The organism is Allobosea sp. LjRoot90, from assembly GCF_964254315.1.
In the GTDB taxonomy this organism is placed as follows: Bacteria; Pseudomonadota; Alphaproteobacteria; order Rhizobiales; family Beijerinckiaceae; genus Allobosea.
This window is the reverse complement of record NZ_CAXUTF020000002.1, coordinates 652,502-671,268: the sequence shown is the minus strand read 5'-3', so window position 1 is coordinate 671,268 and position 18,767 is coordinate 652,502. Positions and strand designations below refer to the sequence as shown.

Below are 18,767 nucleotides of genomic sequence, written 5' to 3'. Positions count from 1 at the left end.
ATGGCCTATCCCAGAAACGCCGAGAACCACGATACCGGCGGCGACCCCGTCCAGGGCGACCAGCTCAAATCCATCGTCCAGCGCATCGAGCGGCTGGAGGAGGAGAAGAAGACGATCTCCGACGACATCAAGGAGGTCTACGCCGAGGCGAAAGCCAACGGCTACGACGCCCGGATCCTGCGCAAGGTCGTGGCCCTCCGGAAACGCGATCTCAGCGAACGCCAGGAAGAAGCGGCGATCCTCGATCTCTATCTGCAGGCCGTGGGCGAGAGCGCATGAGCCCGCAAGATCGCGAGACGTTCATGAAGAGTCTGCTGCTCCGCCTTCGCACGCGTCAGGCCTGGGCTGTCAACAACATGGAACTCTGGTCCGCGCTCTGCGGGCGATGCACCGCGAACTATGGCCGACGAATGCCGGACAACCTCACAGAGCACGCTCTGATTATGGGAGTCCTGACCTCATGAGCGCCCGTCCGCTCTCCACCACCTTCACGCAGGGCCTGCCGCCCAACGGCGCGACCGGCGATTTCATCGGCCGCGACGCGCATGGCAACACTTTCCTGCTGCATTGGCACAGCCATGCGGGCTGGGAGGCGATGGGCTGGGAAGGCGCCGGCGATGCCGCCTGGCCGATCAAGCACAACCTCGCCGGCCAGCAGCAGGGCCTGATCGTCGGGCATCTGCAGATAGCGGCCGCCGCCACTTCACCGACGGAGCAAATGCCATGATGACGCGTCGCTTCCTGCTGGCGGCGGCTGCCGTCACGGCCGGCTCTGCTGCACTGCCGGGTATGCCCGCGCTAGCGGCTCCAGTCTTGGCGGCGCCGAAGCAGCTGCCGGCATGGGCAGTCGGAACGCCGGAGCAGTTTAACTGGCGGATCGTCCACGCCCAAACGGCCGAGGCAGCGGTTGGACGCTGGCTCGCCGACGAGGGCTATAGCGACGGCTGCGAGGATCCCGAGCCGGACGGCCGATGCGGCATGTGCGATGCCTGCATGAATGGCTACGCGGAGGCGCATCGTGCCCCCGAGATGGACGGAAACTTCGCGCCGACACCCGGCGACTGGATCAGGGCGGGGCTCGGCCACACCTGTTGCCGCTGCGGCGATGAAAGTGACGCGTCCAACGCTCACGCAATCGGCGACGAAGCGGCCTGCAACTATTGCGTGACCGATGACGAGCGCGCCGCGATCGAGCGTTCGGAGGCCGGCCAATGATCGCCTGGCTCGACGCCCAGCTGCCGCCGCTCGATCCGGCGCTCGGCTTCATCCTGCTGCTCGCCGTCTTGGCCGGCTTCTGCTTGGCCAGGCTGCTCGACCGCCCGGCGCGCGGCACAGTGCCGGACCCTCACGCCCTCGAATACGGCGACGTCACGGAGCGCCCCCATGGCTGACCACAGCAGGATCGAATGGACCGATGCCAGCTGGACGCCGGTCCGCGCCAAGCACAAGGCGACCGGCAAGGTCGGCTGGCACTGCACCCATGCCACGCCCGGCTGTGTCCATTGCTACGCCGAGGGCATGAACAAGCGTCTCGGCACCGGCCTGCCGTTCAAGCCCGGCCATGCCGGCGAGATCGAGCTTTTCCTCGACGAAGCGATGCTGCTCGCGCCGCTGCGCTGGAAGAAGCCGCGCATGATCTTCGTCTGCTCGATGACGGACCTGTTCGCCGACTTCGTGCCCGACGAGTGGATCGACCGCATCTTCGCCGTGATGGCGCTGACGCCGCAGCACACCTACCAGGTGCTGACCAAGCGCGCGGCGCGGATGCGGGCGTATATGGCAGAGCGGGAAGAGCTGCTTGTCGCCGCCGACGACGAGGGCGGGGGGCCGATCGCACGCGCCGTCATCGCCCTCGCCGATACGGAGCGCCGCTCCATCCCGATCGCCCTCTCGCATGTGAACCCAACGCAGAATCGCTGGCCCCTCCGCAATGTCTGGCTTGGCGTCAGCGCAGAAGACCAGCGCCGCGCCGACGAGCGCATTCCCGATCTACTGGCGACGCCGGCGGCGGTCCGCTTCGTCAGCGCCGAGCCGCTGCTCGGGCCGATCGATTTCCGTTCACCACTGTACCGCGACGCCATCAACTACACTCACCAGAGTTTCCTCCGCGACCCTGCTGAGCCGGACGATTACCGGTACCACTCGGCCAAGCTCGACTGGATCATCGTCGGCGGCGAGAGCGGCCAGGGCGCCCGCCCGATGCATCCCGACTGGGCTCGCCAGATCCGCGACCAGTGCGCCGCCGCTGGTACCGCCTTCTTCTTCAAGCAATGGGGCGAGTGGGCGCCACCACCCCAGTACCTTCCTTCCGTCGAATGGTCGGAAGGTTCAGGTATCGGCGAGGTCGCATGGCCTGACGGCACGATCGGCCATGGGCACATGGACGAGCACGGCGGCGCAGGCTGCATGCTGAACCGGGCCGGCAAGAAGTACGCCGGCCGGATGCTCGACGGCGTCCAGCACAACGCCATGCCGGAGGCGCGTCATGGGTGAGGCGAAGAGGCGCAAGGTGCACCCACCCGTTCGCACGACGATCACGCCGGAGCGCGACCAGGCGCACCGGGCGCTTCAGCAGGCGATCGGCGGCAAGTTCGAGATCGGCGACAGCATGGCGGCGACAATGGACCTGCTCGCCGAGATCGTGGGCATGTCTGTGGACACCATCCCCGAAGCGGAGGCCTGCATCGAGAAGGTCGCCAGCGATCTGAAGAACGCCATTCGCGACAACTGGAGCGAATTGGCATGGGCGCGCCGCCTCCTGCGGAATCAGGCGGAGGGGCGGGCATGACCGTCTTCGTCGACGACGTCCGCCACCAGTTCGGCCGCATGGTCATGTGCCATCTATGGGCCGATACCGAGGCCGAGCTGCTCGCCATGGCCAATCGCATCGGCGTCGCGCGCAAGTGGATTCAGGGCCATCCGACGCTGAGTTTTGGCAAGCACCGGAATGCGTCATGGGTGCACTTCGATATCTCTCTCGGCATGAAGGCGAAGGCGATCGCCGCCGGCGCTGTGCTGACTGATATGTTTGGCCCGGCCGAGCATGTCGCGCGACTTCATATCGCCAGCGGCGACGAGGTCCTGATCGAACTCGCCACGCGCAAGCTGCGCCAGATCGAGCACACCCGCCTGCAGCGCCAGATTGCAGCAGCCGAGGCTATCGACTGATGGCCGCCCCCGCGCTCACCTTGCAGGACTATGACGCGGCGGTGCTTTACCTCGCCGAATGCGTCGTCGTGCATGGCGAGCGCTTCGCCCCCTTCCTCGACAAGGTGCTCGCCGGCCGCGACAAGCTGGCGAACCGGCAGGATCCGGTCGCGCGCGCCCGCGCGATCCTTGAGCAAGCTAAGGCGCGCGCGATGACCGCCGCGGTGTTATGATCTTAACTTGCGGATGGCAGTCTGGCGGGGACGCAAGTGGCGAGGGTCGGATGGCGGTCGAGTGGCTTTTGCCTGCAGCTAAGGAACTTTACGAGAATCGGCAATCTGCGCTGAACTTGTGGGAGGCCTTCCTCAATAAAGTTCTCGGTCCGAAATCCAAAATCGCAATCGTTGGGCCAGGTGGCATCGGAAAGTCCGTGCTGCTTGATCATTTGACCGGCAAGGCACAGGAGGAAGGATACGAGGCACCGGGCCAATCGCGGAAGGCGGAGTTCGGTGGCGCCAAGAGCCTAGGCAATCGCCTCGCTTTGGTCGTGGCACCCGGACAAGGCGGGCCGAAGGTCGACACCTTCAACACTGTGTTTGATCCGGAAGATGCTGTCGACGGAGTTATTTTCGTGGCAGGCGCTGGCTTCGTGACCCTAAGAAATGCTGAGGCCGAACGAGCGAACATTGGGGCGGGTTACGATACATTGGATAAATGGCGCGAGCTCAGTCTCGGAGCCGAAATTCGCTATCTGGAAGAGCTTGTCTCTCTGTTACGGCATACAAAGTCCGAAAGCGAGGCGCCAAAATGGCTCCTCGTAGCAGTGACAAAAGTCGACCTCTTTCACCCCGAAATTGATCGATACAAAAATTACTATTCGCCACATGGCGATAGCGCCTTCGCCAGGGCGCTAAACGAACTGCAAAGGCAGGTCGGCTCAGATAATTTTGAATGGGATGCGCTGCCGGTGTGTTCCGAACTTCGCGACTTTACGTGGAATGGCGTCGCGACAAAAAGCAGCCTTGATAGTGCGGCTCGCGATCATTACCTGGCGCAGTTGGTCAAGAAGATGGGCGAGATGTGTCAGTCATGACATTCTACTCTGAAAAGACTGAAGAACAAAAGGCAAGAGATCGTCGAGCTTATTCCGATTTAATTGGACTCGCCGAGGCTGTGCAAAATCAACGTGCGAAATTACGACGCCAATTTATCAATATCGCAGGGTTATGCTTCCTATTTTCTATAATCGCTGCCGTCTCTAGTATCGTAGTCGTTGTTACGATCCAAGGAGTAGCGAATGTATCGGCAGGTTTCTTTGCTGCGATTGCCGGGTTGTTTATCGCGGTCAATTACGCGGCTTTCGGGATGAGCTATCTTGTGTATAGGCGCCTAGATCGACGAGAGTTATCTGCTTTTCGAGAGGTCATGGCAATAACTCATGAGGTTCTTGAAAGCATGAAAAGTGACCTCTCTCCGCTTGAGATGGCGGAGGTCAGAATACGGCTATTGAGACTGGACAACTAGAATTGGGGAGCCTCTAAACGTCGTCAGGCGCAGTGAAGGCGATCCGCTGCAGCCATTCGCGTTTCTGTTCCAGGCTCGGCCCGGCGCCATATTTCGGCCGGCTGTATTTGTGGCCCATCAGCGCGGCGATCAGCTTTTCCGGCGCCTCGACCGCCGTCAGCCTGTCCTCGAAACAGTGCCGCAGCGAATAGATCGTGTGCCGCGGCGTCGGGCGCAGCTTCTTGTCGTGCAGCAGTTTGTTGGCCAGCGCCGACAGCGCGCTCGCCTTGTCGCGATAGCGCGGGAAGCCGTCCGGCTGCTTCCTCATCGCCGCCAGCGCCGCGCCAACCAGCGGGATCGTGCGGCGCGAATCGTCCGTCTTCATCTGCCGCCCGTCGGGCTCGACGGCGACATGCGGCACGGCGTGGCCGAGCCTGATCGTGTCCGGCCGGAGATTGACCGCTTCCGAGAGCCGCAAGCCCGTGTCGGCGATCAGGAAGATCAGGCGCCGCGCCTCGTCATTGAGCTCGCCGAAGGCTCCCGGCTTCATCAGCTCGCTCTGGACGTAAGGAGCCTCATAGGCCGCGCGCTGGCCGACGCCGCCGCCCTCGAGGCGCAGTTCCGCAAAAACCGGATCGAGGCCGAGCCGGCGGAGCCGGTTGAGCTCGCGCCACATCTTGTTGAGATGGCCGATTGCCTTGTTTGCCGTGTCGATCTCGACCTCGTCGGCGTCGATCCGGTCCTGCCAATGATCCCGGTAGTCGAGCGCATGCGAGCGGCCGAGCCCGTCGACGCGCAGGTCGCCGACGATCTCGATCAGCAAATTGACGGCCCGTTCCTTGGTGGTGCGCCAGCGCTGCAGCTGGTTTTCGGATTTGCTGGACAGGGTGGCGCGCTGCGTCGCCTCAAAGGCGCTGACGAGGCCGGAGAGCTTGAGGGCAGGAGGGACGACCAGGCCGAGCACGGCCTCGGCTGCGTCCGATCCCGGTTTGATGCCGCGCGCCTGGATCGCGTTGACGCGCGCGACGATCTCTTCGGCCGGCCGCTGCAGAAGTTCGGCTGCCGGTAAGGCGTCGTAGCCGAGCGCGCGCGTGAACTGGCGGGCCGCCACATAGCGCTGCTGCGCCTCGTCGGGCCGGCCGAGGAAGAGCCCGCGCCAGTAGGTTTCGGTCTCGGCATTGATCTTGGCGGCGGCTTTCGCGGCGGCGATTCCGCGTGGATCGTCGGCAATTCGGATCTTTGTCGACTGCCTGACGATGCCGCGCGTATCGTGCTGGGCATAGACTGCGGGCACCCGGCGCACATAATGCCACCACCCGTCGCGCTTGCCGAGAAAGCCGTTCATCGCGCCCGCCATTACACGAAAAGTAGCGCGATTTGTTACACGAAATCGGGAAAAAAGGTCAAGCTGAAACGGTTTTGGTGAATAGTATCAATGGTTTAAGGGGTTTTTGAATGGCGGACAGGGCGGGATTCGAACCCGCGATACGGTTTCCCGTATACACACTTTCCAGGCGTGCGCCTTCAACCACTCGGCCACCTGTCCGGCGCGCCGCTTATGGCCTCCGCGCGCGCTTCTTTCAAGGCCTAATGCCGCAGCCCGGCGGGGTTGCACCCAATTGTCCTTTGCCGTTGCAATGCTCCGGGTGAGGGGACACATGCGGGCCGGCCGCGTCAGTGCCGGTCATCGCGGGAATCGGGGGACGGATTGCGCTTTCTCGTCAGGATGCTGGGCTATGTCCTCGTTGCGGGCGGATTCGTCACGCTGCTAACCGACGGGGCGCGCTCGATCGCCAATTCGCTCCTGCGTTTCACGCCGCTCGGCGAGACCTTGCTGACGCTCGTCGGCGAACGCTTCCGCCTGCTGCAGCCGGCCGTCGAGCGGAATCTTCATCCCATGCTCTGGGACCCGGTGCTCTTGCATGCATTGCAGGTGCCGACAGCGGCGGCCGGGCTGCTGCTCGGCTTCCTGCTGCTCTGGCTCGGTGCTGCGCGCAAACCCGAGTTCGGCATCGTCACGCGACGGTGAAGCGGCCTCCGCGAGGGCGGCGCTGGGCGTTCGCATGGGGCAACACCTCTATTCGCGTCCGTTGCCAGTCAGCACGGCGCCATGTTCTTTCTGCGCAAGAAGACCGGCATGCCCGCAGCGGGCGAGGCGCTGCCCGGCCGCAATGAGGTCGTGCTCGTCGCCTTCGATCCGACGACATCCCTTATGAGGATCTGCTCACGCTCTTCTGGGAGAGCCCCAACCAGGCGCAGGGTATGCGCCAGGGCAACGATATGGCCTGCTGCGACCGCAAGCCTGTCTGGACGATGATGGATGGCCCAACTCAGTCTCGCCTGTCGCCGCAAAAGTTCCCTATCTGTTCTTGCAACCATAGCGCGCTTCCGTTAGCGTTACTGCGCGGGGTCGGGGTGGCGAATAGATGGTGACGCGGGTCGCGACGGTGGCGTTCGAGGGCATCGAGGCACGCGCCGTCGATGTCCAGGTCCAGGTGACGCCGGGCGGCGTCGCCTTCATCCTGGTCGGCCTGCCCGACAAGGCGGTTGGCGAAAGCAAGGAGCGGGTGCGCGCCGCGCTGATCGCCTCGGGGCTGGCGCTGCCGGCCAAGCGCATCACCGTCAACCTCGCCCCTGCCGACCTGCCCAAGGAGGGCAGCCATTACGACCTGCCGATCGCGCTCGGCGTCATGGCGGCGATCGGGGCGATCCCGGTTGATGCGCTCGCCGGCTATACCGTGCTCGGCGAGCTTGCTCTCGACGGTTCGATAACGCCGGTTGCCGGCGTGCTGCCGGCGGCGATCGCGGCCTATGCCCGAGGGCAGGGGCTGATCTGCCCGGCAGCCAGCGGACCGGAAGCGGCCTGGGCGGCGCGTGACCTCGATATCCTCGCGCCCCGCTCGCTGATCCAGCTCGCCAATCATTTCAAGGGCACGCAGGTGATGGCCCGGCCGCAGCCCGCCGTCGCTCGCCAAAGCGGATTGCTACCTGATCTGCGCGAGATCAAGGGCCAGGAGAGCGCCAAGCGCGTGCTCGAGATCGCCGCGGCCGGGGGCCACAACCTCTTGATGAACGGCCCGCCTGGTGCCGGCAAGTCGATGCTGGCAAGCCGTCTGCCGTCGATCCTGCCGCCGCTCGATCCGCGCGAACTGCTCGAGGTCTCGATGGTGCTCTCGGTCGCCGGCCATCTCGCCGATGGCGAATTGACAGACCGGCGCCCTTTCCGCGCGCCGCATCATTCGGCCTCGATGGCGGCGCTCGTCGGCGGCGGCCTGCAGGCGAAGCCGGGCGAGATCTCGCTCGCGCATCACGGTGTGCTGTTCCTCGACGAGTTGCCGGAGTTCCAGGCGCAGGCGCTCGATGCGCTGCGCCAACCGATGGAGACTGGCGAGGTGCTGATCTCGCGCGCCAACCACCGCGCGCTCTATCCGGCGAAGTTCCAGCTGATCGCCGCGATGAATCCCTGCCGCTGCGGCAAGGCGACCGAGCCGGGCTATGCCTGCCGTACCCGGCCCAATGAGCGTTGCATGGCGGGCTATCAGGCCAAGATCTCCGGACCGATGCTCGACCGGATCGACATCACCATCGAGGTGCCGGCGCTGACGGCGGCCGACCTCATCCTGCCTGCCGCCGCTGAAGGCTCGGCTGAGGTCGCCGCCCGGGTTGCGGCAGCCCGGGCTCGCCAGTCGGTGCGCTATGCCGCGCTTGGACTTCCGGGCGGCACGACCAATGCGCGCTGCCCTGCGGCCCTGCTCGACGATGTCGCGCGGCCGGATGCATCCGGGCTCGCGCTCCTGCGCAGCGCCGCCGATGCGATGCGGCTGACGGCGCGCGGCTATCACCGCGTGCTCAAGGTCGCCCGCACGCTCGCCGACCTTGATGGCGAAGAGCAGCTCGGGCGCATCCATCTCGCCGAGGCGCTGTCCTATCGCTCGCGCATCGACCAGGCAGCGCAGGCCGCCTGATCGCCCCAATCCATGCTGAAAGGTTAACGAAACCATTCAAACCGTTTCGCATCCTCGCGGATGGGGCGAACGCTTTCTCAAGAGGGTGGATGCTAGATCGGATGGGATGATCGAGCCGCTGTCCCCACTCGCTTTGCTGGCAGGCGCTGCCGTTGCTTCGGCCATGGCCTGCGCCTTCGTCGCGCTCCGGCTGCTGCGGGAGCGCCAGCAGGTCACGCGGCAGGCGAAGGCGTTGACGCGCGATGTCGAGAAGCTGAGCGATCGGCTCTGGGAGCTTGCCGACAGCGAGGAGCGCTATCGCAGCCTGATCGAGGCGCAGGGCGATCTGATCGTGCGCCGCAGCGAGGGCCGGATCATCTACGCCAATGCCGCCTATGCGGCGCTCATCGGCAAGAGCGAGGCTGAGGCTGTCGGCAGTAGCGAGCAGCCGCGCGTGCGCAGCGCCCGGCCCGTGCAGGCGCTACCGGGCGGGGCTCGCGTTTTCGACGAATGCATCGAGACGGACGGCGGCGAGCGTTGGCTGTCCTGGGTCGAGACGGTCGTCCCGGTCGCTGCGGGACAAACCGTGCTGCAGCGTGTCGGCCGCGAGATCAGCGGGCGCATCGCTGCCGAAACCGCCCTGGAGGAGGCGCGCAGCAAGGCGGAGGAGGCCAGTGCTGCCAAGTCGCGCTTCCTGGCGACCGTCAGCCACGAGTTCCGCACCCCGCTCAATGGCATTCTCGGCATGGCCGATCTGCTCGGCGATACCAGGCTCGACCCGGAGCAGGCGACCTATGTCAAGGCGCTGCGGACATCGGGCGAGGCGCTGCTCGGCCTTGTCGACGACATCCTCGATTTCGCCAAGGTCGAGGCCGGCAAGCTCGAGCTTGTCGATACCCCGTTCGATCCTGCCGCGTTAATCGAGGACGTCACCGAGTTAATGGCGCCGCGCGCCCAGGCCAAGGGCGTCGAGATCTCCGCCCTGCTCGGATCGGATGTGCCGCAACGGCTCGTCGGCGACGCCGAGCGGCTGCGCCAGATCCTGCTCAACCTCGTCGGCAACGCCGTGAAGTTCACCCATGAGGGGGGCGTGGGCATCGAGGCGGACGCCGCCGGCGGCGAATTCGTCATCGCCATCGCAGATACCGGTCCGGGCATCCCGGTGGAGCGCCTGACGACGATCTTCGAGGAGTTCGAGCAGGGCGGGATGACCGGGCATCGCGAGCAGGCCGGGACGGGTCTAGGCCTCGCCATCGCACGCCGGCTCGCCCGTGCCATGGGCGGGGATATCGAGGCAAGCAACCGCAAGAGCGGTGGTGCGCTGTTCCGGCTGATCCTGCCGCTGCGGATCGACGCGGTCGCAACCACACCGAGCGCCTCACTGGACTGGCAGGGCAGGCGCATCCTGGTCGCCTCGTCGTCTCCGTTCAGCGCCGCGCATATCGCGACCGATCTCGAACGGAATGGAGCATATGTCCGGCTGGCCGGCGATCACACGCAGGCCCTGGCCGCGCTGACCGATGATTCGGCCCTGTCCGCGGTGCTGGTCGACAGCAATCTCCCGGGTGGCGAGGTCCAGGCGCTGGCGGCCGCGGCGCGGCGGGCCGGCGTCGCCGACATCGTGATCATGCTGGCGCCGGCCGAGCGCCGCAGCTTCGGCTCGCCCTATGCGGCCGGCTTCAGCGGCTTTCTCGTCAAGCCGATCCGGGCTCGCTCACTGCAGATTCGGCTCGATCCAGTGGAGCGCTCGCAGAGCGTGGCGATTGCGGCCCCTGCAGCCGATCCTTCGCTGCAGCCGCCGGGTGCCGGCCTGCGGGTTCTCGTCGCCGAAGATAACGAGATCAATGCGCTGCTGTTGACGCGTACCCTGGAAAGACTCGGCTGCGCGGCGGTCTGGGCGCGCGATGGCGGCGAGGCCGCTCGCCTCGTCGAGGCCACTCTCGGTGGGGCAGGGCAGGGGTTCGATCTCGTCCTTCTCGACATCCGCATGCCGGTTCAGGACGGGCTGGCCGTCGCGCGCCGGATTCGCACCGTGGAAGCGGCGCTGGGCGCCGGCCGGCTGCCGATTCTCGCCGTCACCGCCAATACCGCGGATGAGGACCGCCAGCAGGCGCTTGCCGCCGGCATGGACGATTGCCTGGCTAAACCGCTCTCGCGCGAGCAGTTGCGTGGTTGGATCGACCGTATTTCGCACCTGCGAACGGCGCAGCTGCTCTCCGCCTGAACCAGTTCGCGTGCTCTGGAGGTTGGCTTCGTCATCGCTCTGACGTAGTTTTGTCGCGATCTCGTAAGACCATCGGCGCAGGGATGTCATGTGCCGACTTGGGATCGCAGAGGGACAGACCGTCAATGGAGCGCGACGTTTTTCCGGGTCTTCGTCAGCCGGCAAAGCAGAAACCGGCCGGCCAGGCCCTGTTGCAGCGCTTCTCGCCGTCCAACCTGTTTGCGGCCGGCAAGCAACTTGGCGGCTTTGGTTTCCCCGGTCCTGATGCCCTGTCCGGCACGCTCGGCCGCTCCGGCTCGCTCGAAGTCAGGCTGGCCCGCGGCCCGCGCGAGATCTGGCGGGCGCAACGCCTGCGCTACCGTGTTTTCTACCAGGAGATGTCGGCCAAGCCCGACGTGGTCTCGCGCATGTTCCGGCGCGACGCCGACCGCTTCGACGCCTCCTGCGACCATCTCCTCGTCATCGACCATGCGGCGCGCGGCCGTTTCGGTGGCATCAAACCCAAGGTCGTCGGCACTTACCGGCTGATGCGAGAGCATTCCGCCGCCAAGCTCGGCGGCTTCTACACGCAGGGCGAATTCGACATCGCGCCGCTGATCGCGCGTCATCCCGAAATGCGCTTCCTCGAGCTCGGCCGCTCCTGCGTGCTGCAGCCCTATCGCACCAAGAAGACGGTCGAGCTGCTCTGGCACGGCATCTGGGCCTATGTCCGCCATCACCGCATCGACGCGATGTTTGGCTGCGCCAGTTTCGACGGCGTCGACCCCGACCTGCTGGCGCTGCCGCTCTCCTTCCTGCACCATCACGCCACGGCGCAGGGGCAATGGCGCGTCGCCGCCAATTCCGAGCGTCATGTCGCGATGGACCGGCTGCCGGCGGGCATGATCGACGCCAAGGCGGCGCTGAAGACCTTGCCGCCACTGGTCAAGGGCTATCTGCGCATCGGCGCCCGCTTCGGCGCCGGCGCGGTGATCGACCGGCAGTTCAGCACTACCGACGTGCTGGTGATCCTGCCCGTGGCCGAGATCGACCAGCGCTATCGCGACTATTACGGCGACGAAGGCCAGCGCTACGCCGCCTGACGCCGGCTATTCCCCCGCCGCCGCGAGGTCGCGCAGCGCCTGGCGGTAATCCGGGTAGCGGAAGGCATAGCCGAGTTCGCGCTTCACCAGCGCGTTCGAGACCCGCTTGTTTTCGCTGTAGAAGCTCGCCGCCATCGGGGAGAGCTTTGCAGGGTCGAACGGTGTTTCCGGCGGTGGCACGAGCCCGGCCACCTCGGCCGCGAAGCTGATCACATCCTGCGGCGGCGCCGGCTCGTCGTCGGTGACGTTGTAGACAGCGCCGGGGCGCGGCTTATCGAGCGACGCCATCAGGACGCCGGCGATATCGTCGACATGGATGCGGTTGAAGACCTGGCCGGGCTTGATCAGCCGATTGGCAGTGCCAGCTTGCAATTTGGTAATCGCATTGCGGCCCGGGCCGTAGATGCCCGACAGGCGGAAGATCTGCACCGCCTTGCCGCTGTTCGCGCCGAAGTCGAGCCAGTCCTGCTCGATCTCCAGTCGCTGGCGCGAGCGCCGGCTGGTCGGCCGGCATTGCGCGCTCTCGTCGATCCAGGCGCCGCCATAGTCGCCATAGACGCCGATGGTCGAGAGATAGCCGATCCAACGCAGTTTCTCGGCCGCAGCGAGCTTCTCAGTGAGCGCGCCGAGAACCGGGTCGCCGCTCTCGTCGGGTTGGGCCGAGACCAGGACCGCATCCGCCTCGGCGAGTATCTTGGCGAGCGGCGTCGATACGGCGAAACCGCCGAAGACCAATGTGTGCAGCCCTTCCTTGCTGAGCTCGCCGGCCTTCTCTGCCGAGCGCACCGTGCCGGTGACGTCCCAGTCTTTCGCCAGAGCGGCGCGCGCGAAGAACCCGGCCGAATAGCCGAGGCCGAAGATGACGAGCTTCATGCAGGTTCCAGTTCGTTCGGATCGAGACGAGCCCATTCGCCCCGGACGTCGGGGTCGGTTTCCCGCGCCAGCCTTGCCGGTGCGAGTTCGGCGGCGCGGGCCGGCGAAAGCTGCCCGAGCGCCCAAACCGCCATTGCCCTGACCAGCGGCGAGGCGTCGTCGAGCCGAGCTTCGGCGCTCGCGGCCAGTGCCGGATCGCCGCTGTTGCCGATCGCGATCAGCACATTGCGGATGAAGCGATCGCGGCCGGTCCGCTTCACCGGCGTACCGGCAAAGAGCAGGCGGAACGCGGCATCGTCGAGTGCGGCGAGTTCCGCCAGCGGCAGCGCGTCGAGCTCGTCTTTCAGCGCCAGACGCGTCTCGTGCGCGGCCTCGGCGAACTTGTTCCAGGGGCAGACGGCGAGGCAGTCGTCGCAACCGAAGATGCGATTGCCGATATCCTCGCGGAATTCGGGCTCGATATGGCCCTGATGCTCGATCGTCAGATAGGCGATGCAGCGGCGCGAATCGAGCTGGTAGGGCGCCGGGAAGGCCTTGGTCGGGCAGATGTCGAGGCAGCGCGTGCAGGAGCCGCAATGATCGCGCTCTGGCTCGTCCGGCGGTAGCTCGGCCGAGGTGTAGATCGCGCCGAGGAAAAGCCAGGCGCCATGTTGGCGCGAGACGAGCACGGTCTGCTTGCCCTGCCAGCCGAGCCCGGCGGCCTGAGCCAGCGGCTTTTCCATCACCGGGGCGGTGTCGACGAAGACCTTGACCTCGGCCTCGCCGCGCGCCGCGAGCACGCCGGCGACGCTCTTCAGCTTGCCCTTGATCACGTCGTGATAGTCGCGCCGGCGGGCATAGAGCGAGATCGCGCCGCGGTCGCGCTGCGCCAGGATGGCGAGCGGGTCGCCTTCGCCGGCATAGCTCATGCCGAGCATGACGACCGAGCGCGCGGCCGGCCATAGCGTCGCCGGGTCGGCGCGCTCTGCCGTGCGCTCCGTCAGCCAGGTCATCTCGCCGTGATGGCCGGCATCCAGCCAGCCGGCGAGGCGCCCGGGTGCTTCGGGAATCGCATCGACGGGCGTGACGCGCATGACCACGAAGCCCTCGGCCTTGGCGCGTGCGGCGATCGCGGCCTTGAGCTTGTCGCCGCTCAGAAGTCCAGGTCGTCGTAATGGGCTGATGGCGCCATTCCGGGAATCCGGTCGCTCAGCAGCGGCCGGAAGCTCGGTCTGGACTTGATCCTCGCATACCATGCGCGGGCAGCCTCATCCTCGTCCCAGGGCACATCGCCGAGATAGTCGACGCAAGATAGATGCGCCGCCGCGGCGAGATCGGCATAGCTCAGATTGTCGCCGGCGAGCCAGTTCCGTTTCGCCGTCAGCCAGGCGATGTAGCGCAGATGATAGCGCACATTGCCGCGCGCCGCGCGGATCGCGCTCATTTCCGGCGGGCCGCCGCCCTCGTCCCGGTTCATGAAGCGCTTCATCACCTTCTCCAGCACGAGCGGAGCAGTGATCTCCTCGTTGAACTTAATGTTGAACCAGTCGAGCAGCCGGCGCACTTCGATCCGCCCGCCCGGTCCCTCGGGCAGGAGGCGCCGCTCGCCGAGCGCCAGCCCGCGCGTCTCGTCGAGATATTCGGCGATCGGTCCCGGGCCCGGCACGACGAGCCCGCTATCCTCGCGCAAAACTGGGGTTGTCCCGGCGGGATTGAGCTCGAGGAATTCCCGCCGCCGTTCCCAGACGCGTTCCTCGACCAGCGCGGCATCGAGGCCGAACTCGCCGAGCGCGAGCCGGATGAAGCGCGAATGCGGGCAGAGTGAGTAATGGTGAAGCGTGGCCATCGAACTGCTGGAAAAAGGGGAGGTTCGGCGGGGGAAGGCAGGCGCCTGATGCGGCGCAATAGAGCGCCCCCGTATAGGCCTGCCGGCTAAGCCTCACAACCCGGGACCGGGAAAAGGGGCGGATTGCGCGGGAATCCTTGCCGATCTGGTAACCAATTTGCAAAGACCGTGCGCCATAGCTTTAACGCGCGCGCCCCGCTTTTGTTGCGCCGCACCCGCAAGGCTCGGAAGGACCCGTCGCATGCATGACCTGATCGTCGCAGCCGTGCTCGGCGTGGTCGAGGGGCTGACCGAGTTCCTGCCGGTGTCCTCGACCGGCCACCTGCTCCTGCTCGGGCATTTTCTCGGCTTCGAATCCAAGGGCAAGGCCTTCGAGATCCTGGTCCAGCTCGGTGCGATCCTGGCGATCCTCTTGGTCTATTTCCGGCGCCTGCTCGACATCGCGCTGCGTCTGCGCAGCGATCCCTCCGCCCGGCGTTTTGTCCTCGGCGTGCTCGTCGCCTTCCTGCCGGCGGCCGTGATCGGCGCGCTGGCGCATGGCTTCATCAAGGGCGTGCTGTTCAACCCGTTCCTGGTCTGCACGACGCTGATCGCGGGCGGCCTGGTCCTGCTCGTCGTCGACGAACTCGAACTCGAGGTGAAGCATCACGACGCGACGAAGTTCCCGCTGCTGATGTATCTCAAGATCGGCTTCATCCAGTGCCTTGCCATGGTGCCGGGCGTCTCGCGCTCCGGTTCGACCATTGTCGGCGCCATGCTGCTCGGCGCCGACAAGCGGGCTGCGGCCGAGTTCTCCTTCTTCCTGGCCATGCCGACAATGGCCGGCGCCTTCGCCTACGACCTGCTCAAGAACTACAAGGAGCTGACGACGAACGACGTCGCGCTCATTGGCGTCGGCTTCGTCACCGCCTTCATCTCGGCCCTGATCGTGGTCCGTAGCTTCCTCGACTTCGTCTCGAAGCGCGGCTTCGCCCCCTTCGCCTGGTGGCGGATCATCGTCGGCTCGGCCGGTCTCGCCGGACTCTGGGTCTTCGGCTGATCTCAGCCTGAAGCGGGCAACGGCCCGCGCCAGGTTCCGAGCAGCATCTCCAGGAAGCGTTCTGCCGCCGGCGCCAGCTTGACGCCGCGACGTCGGACTACGCCGATGGTGCGCGAGACCTCGGGATCGCGGATCGGCCGGGTCACGATGATCGGATGGTTCTCGCCCGGCGTCGCCAGCTTCGGCAGCACCGAGATACCTAAGCCCGCCTCGACCAGCCCGAGCGAAGTCGAAAGATGCGTCACCTCGAACGACCAGTCGAGCCTGACCCCGACCTTGACCAGCGCCGCGTCGAGGATGGCGCGGTTGCCGCTGCTGCGGCTGACGGTGACCAGCGGGTGACCTTCGAGATCACCCCAGCCCAGGGTCGATCTTGAAGCGAGCGCATGATCGTGCCGGCACGCCAGCACGAACGGGTCTTCCATCAGCGGCTCGAAGCTGAGTTCGGCATCGGAGCCGCCGATCAGGTTGATGCCGAACTCGACCTCGCCGCGCGCCACCGCCTCCAGCCCGTCATTGGCCGAGAGGTCGAGGATGCGGAAGCGGATGTTCGGGTACTGTGTCTGGAAACGCGCGATCACCGAGGGCAGGAAGTAGAAGGCGGCGGTCGGCACGCAGGCGAGCGCGATCTGCCCGGCGCGTCGCCCACCAAGATCACGCATGGCGAAGATCGAGGTGTCGAACTCGTCGAGCATGCGCCGGACCAGCGGCAGCATCTCGCGTCCGACCATGGTCAGCGCGACGCGGCGCGTCGTCCGTTCCAGCAGGGCTGCCCCGACGGCGCCTTCCAGGCGCTGGATGCGGCGGCTCAACGCCGGCTGGGACATGTTGAGCGCCTCGGCGGCGCGATGGAAGCCGCCGAGCTCGACGACCGAGATGAAGGCGCGCAGGTCGAGGGCTTCGAAATTGATGCTCATAGCGCATTAATAGCGTCGATCTCTGCATTTCACAGCAATTATTGGATCTGTGATGACAGGCCATCGCCATCGCCATCGCCGAGTGACGCCCTTGTCCGCTCCCTTCCAGCTTCCGCATGCTCAGGCCCTGCGCATCCCCTGCGTGCTGATGCGCGGCGGCACCTCGCGCGGCCCGTTCTTCCTGGCAAGCGACCTGCCGAGCGATCCGGCGGCCCGCGACCGCGTCCTGCTCGCCGCGATGGGCTCGCCGCATCTGCTCCAGCTCGACGGGCTGGGCGGCGGCAATTCGCTGACCAGCAAGGTCGCGATCGTCAGCCGCTCCAGTCGGCCCGATGCCGATGTCGACTATCTCTTCGCCCAGGTCGCGGTCGAGCGCGCCCATGTCGATCTCAGCCCTAACTGCGGCAACATGCTCTCCGCTGTCGGCCCCTTCGCGATCGAGGCCGGCTTGGTGCCCGCGGTCGACGGCGAGACGATCGTGCGCATCTATAACAGCAATACCGGCGCGCTGGTCGAGTCGGCCGTGCAGACGCCGGGCGGCATCGTCACCTATGACGGCGCAACCGCGATCGACGGCGTCGCCGGCACGGCAGCGCCGATCAGGCTGGGCTTCCTTCAAGCCGTCGGCTCGAAGACCGGCGCTTTGCTGCCGACCGGCCTCGCTCGCGAGGCGATCGACGGCGTCCCGGTTACGCTGGTCGACTACGCCACGCCGATGCTGCTGCTGCGCGCTGCCGATCTCGGCCTCGCTGGCGACGAGACGCCGGCCGAGCTCGATGCCGATGCCGCTCTGCTGGTGCGGTTAGAGCAGCTGCGCCGCGAGGCCGGCCGCCGCATGGGCCTCGGCGATGTCACCGGCCGGGTCATTCCCAAAGTCGGGATGCTTTCGCCGGCCCGCCGAGGCGGCAGCCTGACCTCGCGCTATTTCACGCCGGACCGCTGCCATCGCAGCCATGCCGTCACCGGTGCGCTCTGCGTCGCCGCTGCGAGCCGGATCGCCGGCAGCGTCGCCGCGGAGATGCTGAGCCCCGAGACCGGCTCGTTGGTCACGATCGAGCATCCGAGCGGCGCCATCCAGGTCGATCTTTCGCTCGACGCTGCCGGTCAGGTGACCCGCGCGAGCCTGGTGCGCACCGCGCGCCGCATTTTCGAAGGAAACGTCATCGTCCCCGCAAGCACGATCCTCGCGCTTGCAGAGAGGGCGGAAACGGGAGGAGAACTGACCCATGACGATCACGCGCCGCCATCTCTGCAGCCTGATCACGGCCGCCGCGGCCAGCACCTGCCTGCCTGAACTCGCGCGCGCCCAGGCCGCTTTTCCGGATCGGCCGATGAAGCTGCTCGTGCCCTACGCCGCCGGCGGCGGCACGGATGCGATCGCGCGTCTCGTCGCGCAGGGCGTCGGCGAGCGGCTCGGCCAATCGCTGGTGGTCGAGAACAACGGCTCGGCCGGCGGCAATCTCGCCACCGCCCAGGCGGCGGCAGCCTCGCCCGATGGTTATACCGTGCTGATGGCCAATCAGGGCCCGATGGTCGTCAATCCGCATCTGTTCAAGAATGTTCGGGTCGATCCGCTGACCGCCTTCGACCCGCTGACGCTGATCTCGGCCGCGCCGCTCGTCGTGGTCGTCTCGCCGAACTCGCCGCACAAGACCTTGGCCGAGCTCATCGCCTACGGCCAAAAGAATTCGGGCAAGCTGACCTATGGCTCGGCCGGCAACGGTTCCGCCAGCCATCTGGCGACCGTGCTGCTGGCGCAGACGGCGCAGTTCGAGGCCGTGCACGTGCCTTATCGCGGCGCCGGGCCGGCGCTGACCGACCTGCTCGCCGGCAATTCCGACTTCATGATCACCACCGTGCCGTCCGTGCTCGGCCTGATCGAGGGCGGCAAGGTCAAGGCGCTGGCGGTGACCGGCAAGGCGCGCGCCAAGCTCTTCCCGGAGGTTCCCACGGTCGCCGAGAGCGGCTGGGCGGATTACGAGGCGACGGCCTGGTACGGCTTTGTCGTACCCAAGGGCACGCCGAAGGAGGTCGCGGCAAAGCTGCGCGTGGCGACGGTCGAGACCATCAACAGTCCGCTCATCCGCGAGCGCCTGCAGAACGAGGGCGCCGAGCCGATCGGCAACAGGCCCGAGGAATTCACGGCGATGATGGAGGCGGAGTCGCGCCGCTGGGCCGGGATCATCAAGCAGGCCCGCCTCGCCATCAACTGA

General features: G+C 66.3%; 22 protein-coding genes and 1 tRNA gene. 17 read left to right on the top strand and 6 right to left on the bottom strand.

The genetic code is table 11. From position 1 onward, the window contains the following. From ACSQ3M_RS09925 to ACSQ3M_RS09880, 10 genes are all read left to right on the top strand, one after another. Complete coding sequence (locus ACSQ3M_RS09925; protein ID WP_436149890.1) at positions 1-279, top strand: DUF2312 domain-containing protein; 279 nt, start codon at positions 1-3, stop codon at positions 277-279. Between the two features lie 181 nt (positions 280-460). Further along, positions 461-727 (top strand): hypothetical protein, encoded by a 267-nt coding sequence (locus ACSQ3M_RS09920; RefSeq protein ID WP_436149889.1) that lies wholly within the window; start codon positions 461-463, stop codon positions 725-727. Further along, positions 724-1,215: a hypothetical protein gene (locus tag ACSQ3M_RS09915; RefSeq protein ID WP_436149888.1), complete on the top strand. Its 492-nt coding sequence runs from the start codon at positions 724-726 to the stop codon at positions 1,213-1,215. Before ACSQ3M_RS09920 ends, ACSQ3M_RS09915 begins: the two co-directional genes overlap by 4 nt. Next, complete coding sequence (locus ACSQ3M_RS09910; protein ID WP_436149887.1) at positions 1,212-1,391, top strand: hypothetical protein; 180 nt, start codon at positions 1,212-1,214, stop codon at positions 1,389-1,391. The genes ACSQ3M_RS09915 and ACSQ3M_RS09910 overlap by 4 nt, the downstream gene beginning before the upstream one ends. Further along, complete coding sequence (locus ACSQ3M_RS09905) at positions 1,384-2,493, top strand: DUF5131 family protein (protein WP_436149886.1); 1,110 nt, start codon at positions 1,384-1,386, stop codon at positions 2,491-2,493. The genes ACSQ3M_RS09910 and ACSQ3M_RS09905 overlap by 8 nt, the downstream gene beginning before the upstream one ends. Then, complete coding sequence (locus tag ACSQ3M_RS09900; RefSeq protein WP_436149885.1) at positions 2,486-2,788, top strand: hypothetical protein; 303 nt, start codon at positions 2,486-2,488, stop codon at positions 2,786-2,788. Before ACSQ3M_RS09905 ends, ACSQ3M_RS09900 begins: the two co-directional genes overlap by 8 nt. Next, complete coding sequence (locus ACSQ3M_RS09895) at positions 2,785-3,168, top strand: DUF4031 domain-containing protein (RefSeq protein WP_436149884.1); 384 nt, start codon at positions 2,785-2,787, stop codon at positions 3,166-3,168. The genes ACSQ3M_RS09900 and ACSQ3M_RS09895 overlap by 4 nt, the downstream gene beginning before the upstream one ends. Then, positions 3,168-3,380 (top strand): hypothetical protein, encoded by a 213-nt coding sequence (locus ACSQ3M_RS09890; RefSeq protein WP_436149883.1) that lies wholly within the window; start codon positions 3,168-3,170, stop codon positions 3,378-3,380. Before ACSQ3M_RS09895 ends, ACSQ3M_RS09890 begins: the two co-directional genes overlap by 1 nt. 50 nt (positions 3,381-3,430) lie before the next feature. Next, entirely contained in the window at positions 3,431-4,240 is an 810-nt protein-coding gene (locus ACSQ3M_RS09885; RefSeq protein ID WP_436149882.1) for a hypothetical protein, read from the top strand. Further along, on the top strand, positions 4,237-4,671 hold the full coding sequence (locus ACSQ3M_RS09880) for a hypothetical protein (protein WP_436149881.1): 435 nt from the start codon (positions 4,237-4,239) through the stop codon (positions 4,669-4,671). Before ACSQ3M_RS09885 ends, ACSQ3M_RS09880 begins: the two co-directional genes overlap by 4 nt. Before the next feature lie 13 nt (positions 4,672-4,684). Here ACSQ3M_RS09880 and ACSQ3M_RS09875 read toward each other — a convergent pair whose 3' ends face one another. After that, positions 4,685-5,995 carry a tyrosine-type recombinase/integrase gene (locus tag ACSQ3M_RS09875; RefSeq protein WP_436149880.1) on the bottom strand — a complete coding sequence of 437 codons (1,311 nt, stop codon included), beginning with the start codon at positions 5,993-5,995 and terminating at the stop codon, positions 4,685-4,687. A gap of 111 nt (positions 5,996-6,106) precedes the next feature. Next, positions 6,107-6,196: transfer RNA gene (locus tag ACSQ3M_RS09870), tRNA-Ser, on the bottom strand. 162 nt (positions 6,197-6,358) lie between these two features. On the opposite strand from ACSQ3M_RS09870, the gene ACSQ3M_RS09865 reads away from it, so the two are divergent. From ACSQ3M_RS09865 to ACSQ3M_RS09850, 4 genes are all read left to right on the top strand, one after another. Continuing rightward, entirely contained in the window at positions 6,359-6,679 is a 321-nt protein-coding gene (locus tag ACSQ3M_RS09865; protein WP_436149879.1) for a hypothetical protein, read from the top strand. A 397-nt stretch (positions 6,680-7,076) separates the two neighbouring features. Further along, positions 7,077-8,615: a YifB family Mg chelatase-like AAA ATPase gene (locus tag ACSQ3M_RS09860; RefSeq protein WP_436149878.1), complete on the top strand. Its 1,539-nt coding sequence runs from the start codon at positions 7,077-7,079 to the stop codon at positions 8,613-8,615. A 106-nt stretch (positions 8,616-8,721) separates the two neighbouring features. Beyond that, positions 8,722-10,818: a response regulator gene (locus ACSQ3M_RS09855; protein ID WP_436149877.1), complete on the top strand. Its 2,097-nt coding sequence runs from the start codon at positions 8,722-8,724 to the stop codon at positions 10,816-10,818. Between the two features lie 125 nt (positions 10,819-10,943). After that, a complete protein-coding gene (locus tag ACSQ3M_RS09850; protein ID WP_436149876.1) occupies positions 10,944-11,900 on the top strand; it encodes a GNAT family N-acetyltransferase in 957 nt (318 codons plus the stop codon). A 6-nt stretch (positions 11,901-11,906) separates the two neighbouring features. On the opposite strand, the gene ACSQ3M_RS09845 is transcribed toward ACSQ3M_RS09850, so the two are convergent. The 3 genes from ACSQ3M_RS09845 to ACSQ3M_RS09835 are packed head-to-tail and all read right to left on the bottom strand — an operon-like array spanning position 11,907 to position 14,598. Beyond that, the gene (locus tag ACSQ3M_RS09845) at positions 11,907-12,773 is read right to left on the bottom strand and encodes an SDR family oxidoreductase (RefSeq protein ID WP_436149875.1); all 867 of its coding nucleotides are present in this window, start codon (positions 12,771-12,773) and stop codon (positions 11,907-11,909) included. Next, complete coding sequence (gene queG / locus ACSQ3M_RS09840; RefSeq protein ID WP_436149874.1) at positions 12,770-14,008, bottom strand: tRNA epoxyqueuosine(34) reductase QueG; 1,239 nt, start codon at positions 14,006-14,008, stop codon at positions 12,770-12,772. The genes ACSQ3M_RS09845 and queG overlap by 4 nt, the downstream gene beginning before the upstream one ends. Beyond that, a complete protein-coding gene (locus tag ACSQ3M_RS09835; protein ID WP_436149873.1) occupies positions 13,906-14,598 on the bottom strand; it encodes a glutathione S-transferase family protein in 693 nt (230 codons plus the stop codon). The genes queG and ACSQ3M_RS09835 overlap by 103 nt, the downstream gene beginning before the upstream one ends. Positions 14,599-14,839: 241 nt before the next feature. On the opposite strand from ACSQ3M_RS09835, the gene ACSQ3M_RS09830 reads away from it, so the two are divergent. Then, positions 14,840-15,637, top strand: a complete 798-nt coding sequence (locus ACSQ3M_RS09830; protein ID WP_436149872.1) for an undecaprenyl-diphosphate phosphatase — start codon at positions 14,840-14,842, stop codon at positions 15,635-15,637. A 2-nt stretch (positions 15,638-15,639) separates the two neighbouring features. Here ACSQ3M_RS09830 and ACSQ3M_RS09825 read toward each other — a convergent pair whose 3' ends face one another. Next, positions 15,640-16,554 (bottom strand): LysR substrate-binding domain-containing protein, encoded by a 915-nt coding sequence (locus tag ACSQ3M_RS09825; protein ID WP_436149871.1) that lies wholly within the window; start codon positions 16,552-16,554, stop codon positions 15,640-15,642. Positions 16,555-16,645: 91 nt separating this feature from the next. Between ACSQ3M_RS09825 and ACSQ3M_RS09820 the strand changes: the two genes are divergently transcribed. Together ACSQ3M_RS09820 and ACSQ3M_RS09815 are read left to right on the top strand one after the other, a co-directional pair. Then, entirely contained in the window at positions 16,646-17,848 is a 1,203-nt protein-coding gene (locus ACSQ3M_RS09820) for a 4-oxalomesaconate tautomerase (RefSeq protein WP_436149870.1), read from the top strand. Then, complete coding sequence (locus ACSQ3M_RS09815; RefSeq protein WP_436149869.1) at positions 17,781-18,767, top strand: Bug family tripartite tricarboxylate transporter substrate binding protein; 987 nt, start codon at positions 17,781-17,783, stop codon at positions 18,765-18,767. The genes ACSQ3M_RS09820 and ACSQ3M_RS09815 overlap by 68 nt, the downstream gene beginning before the upstream one ends.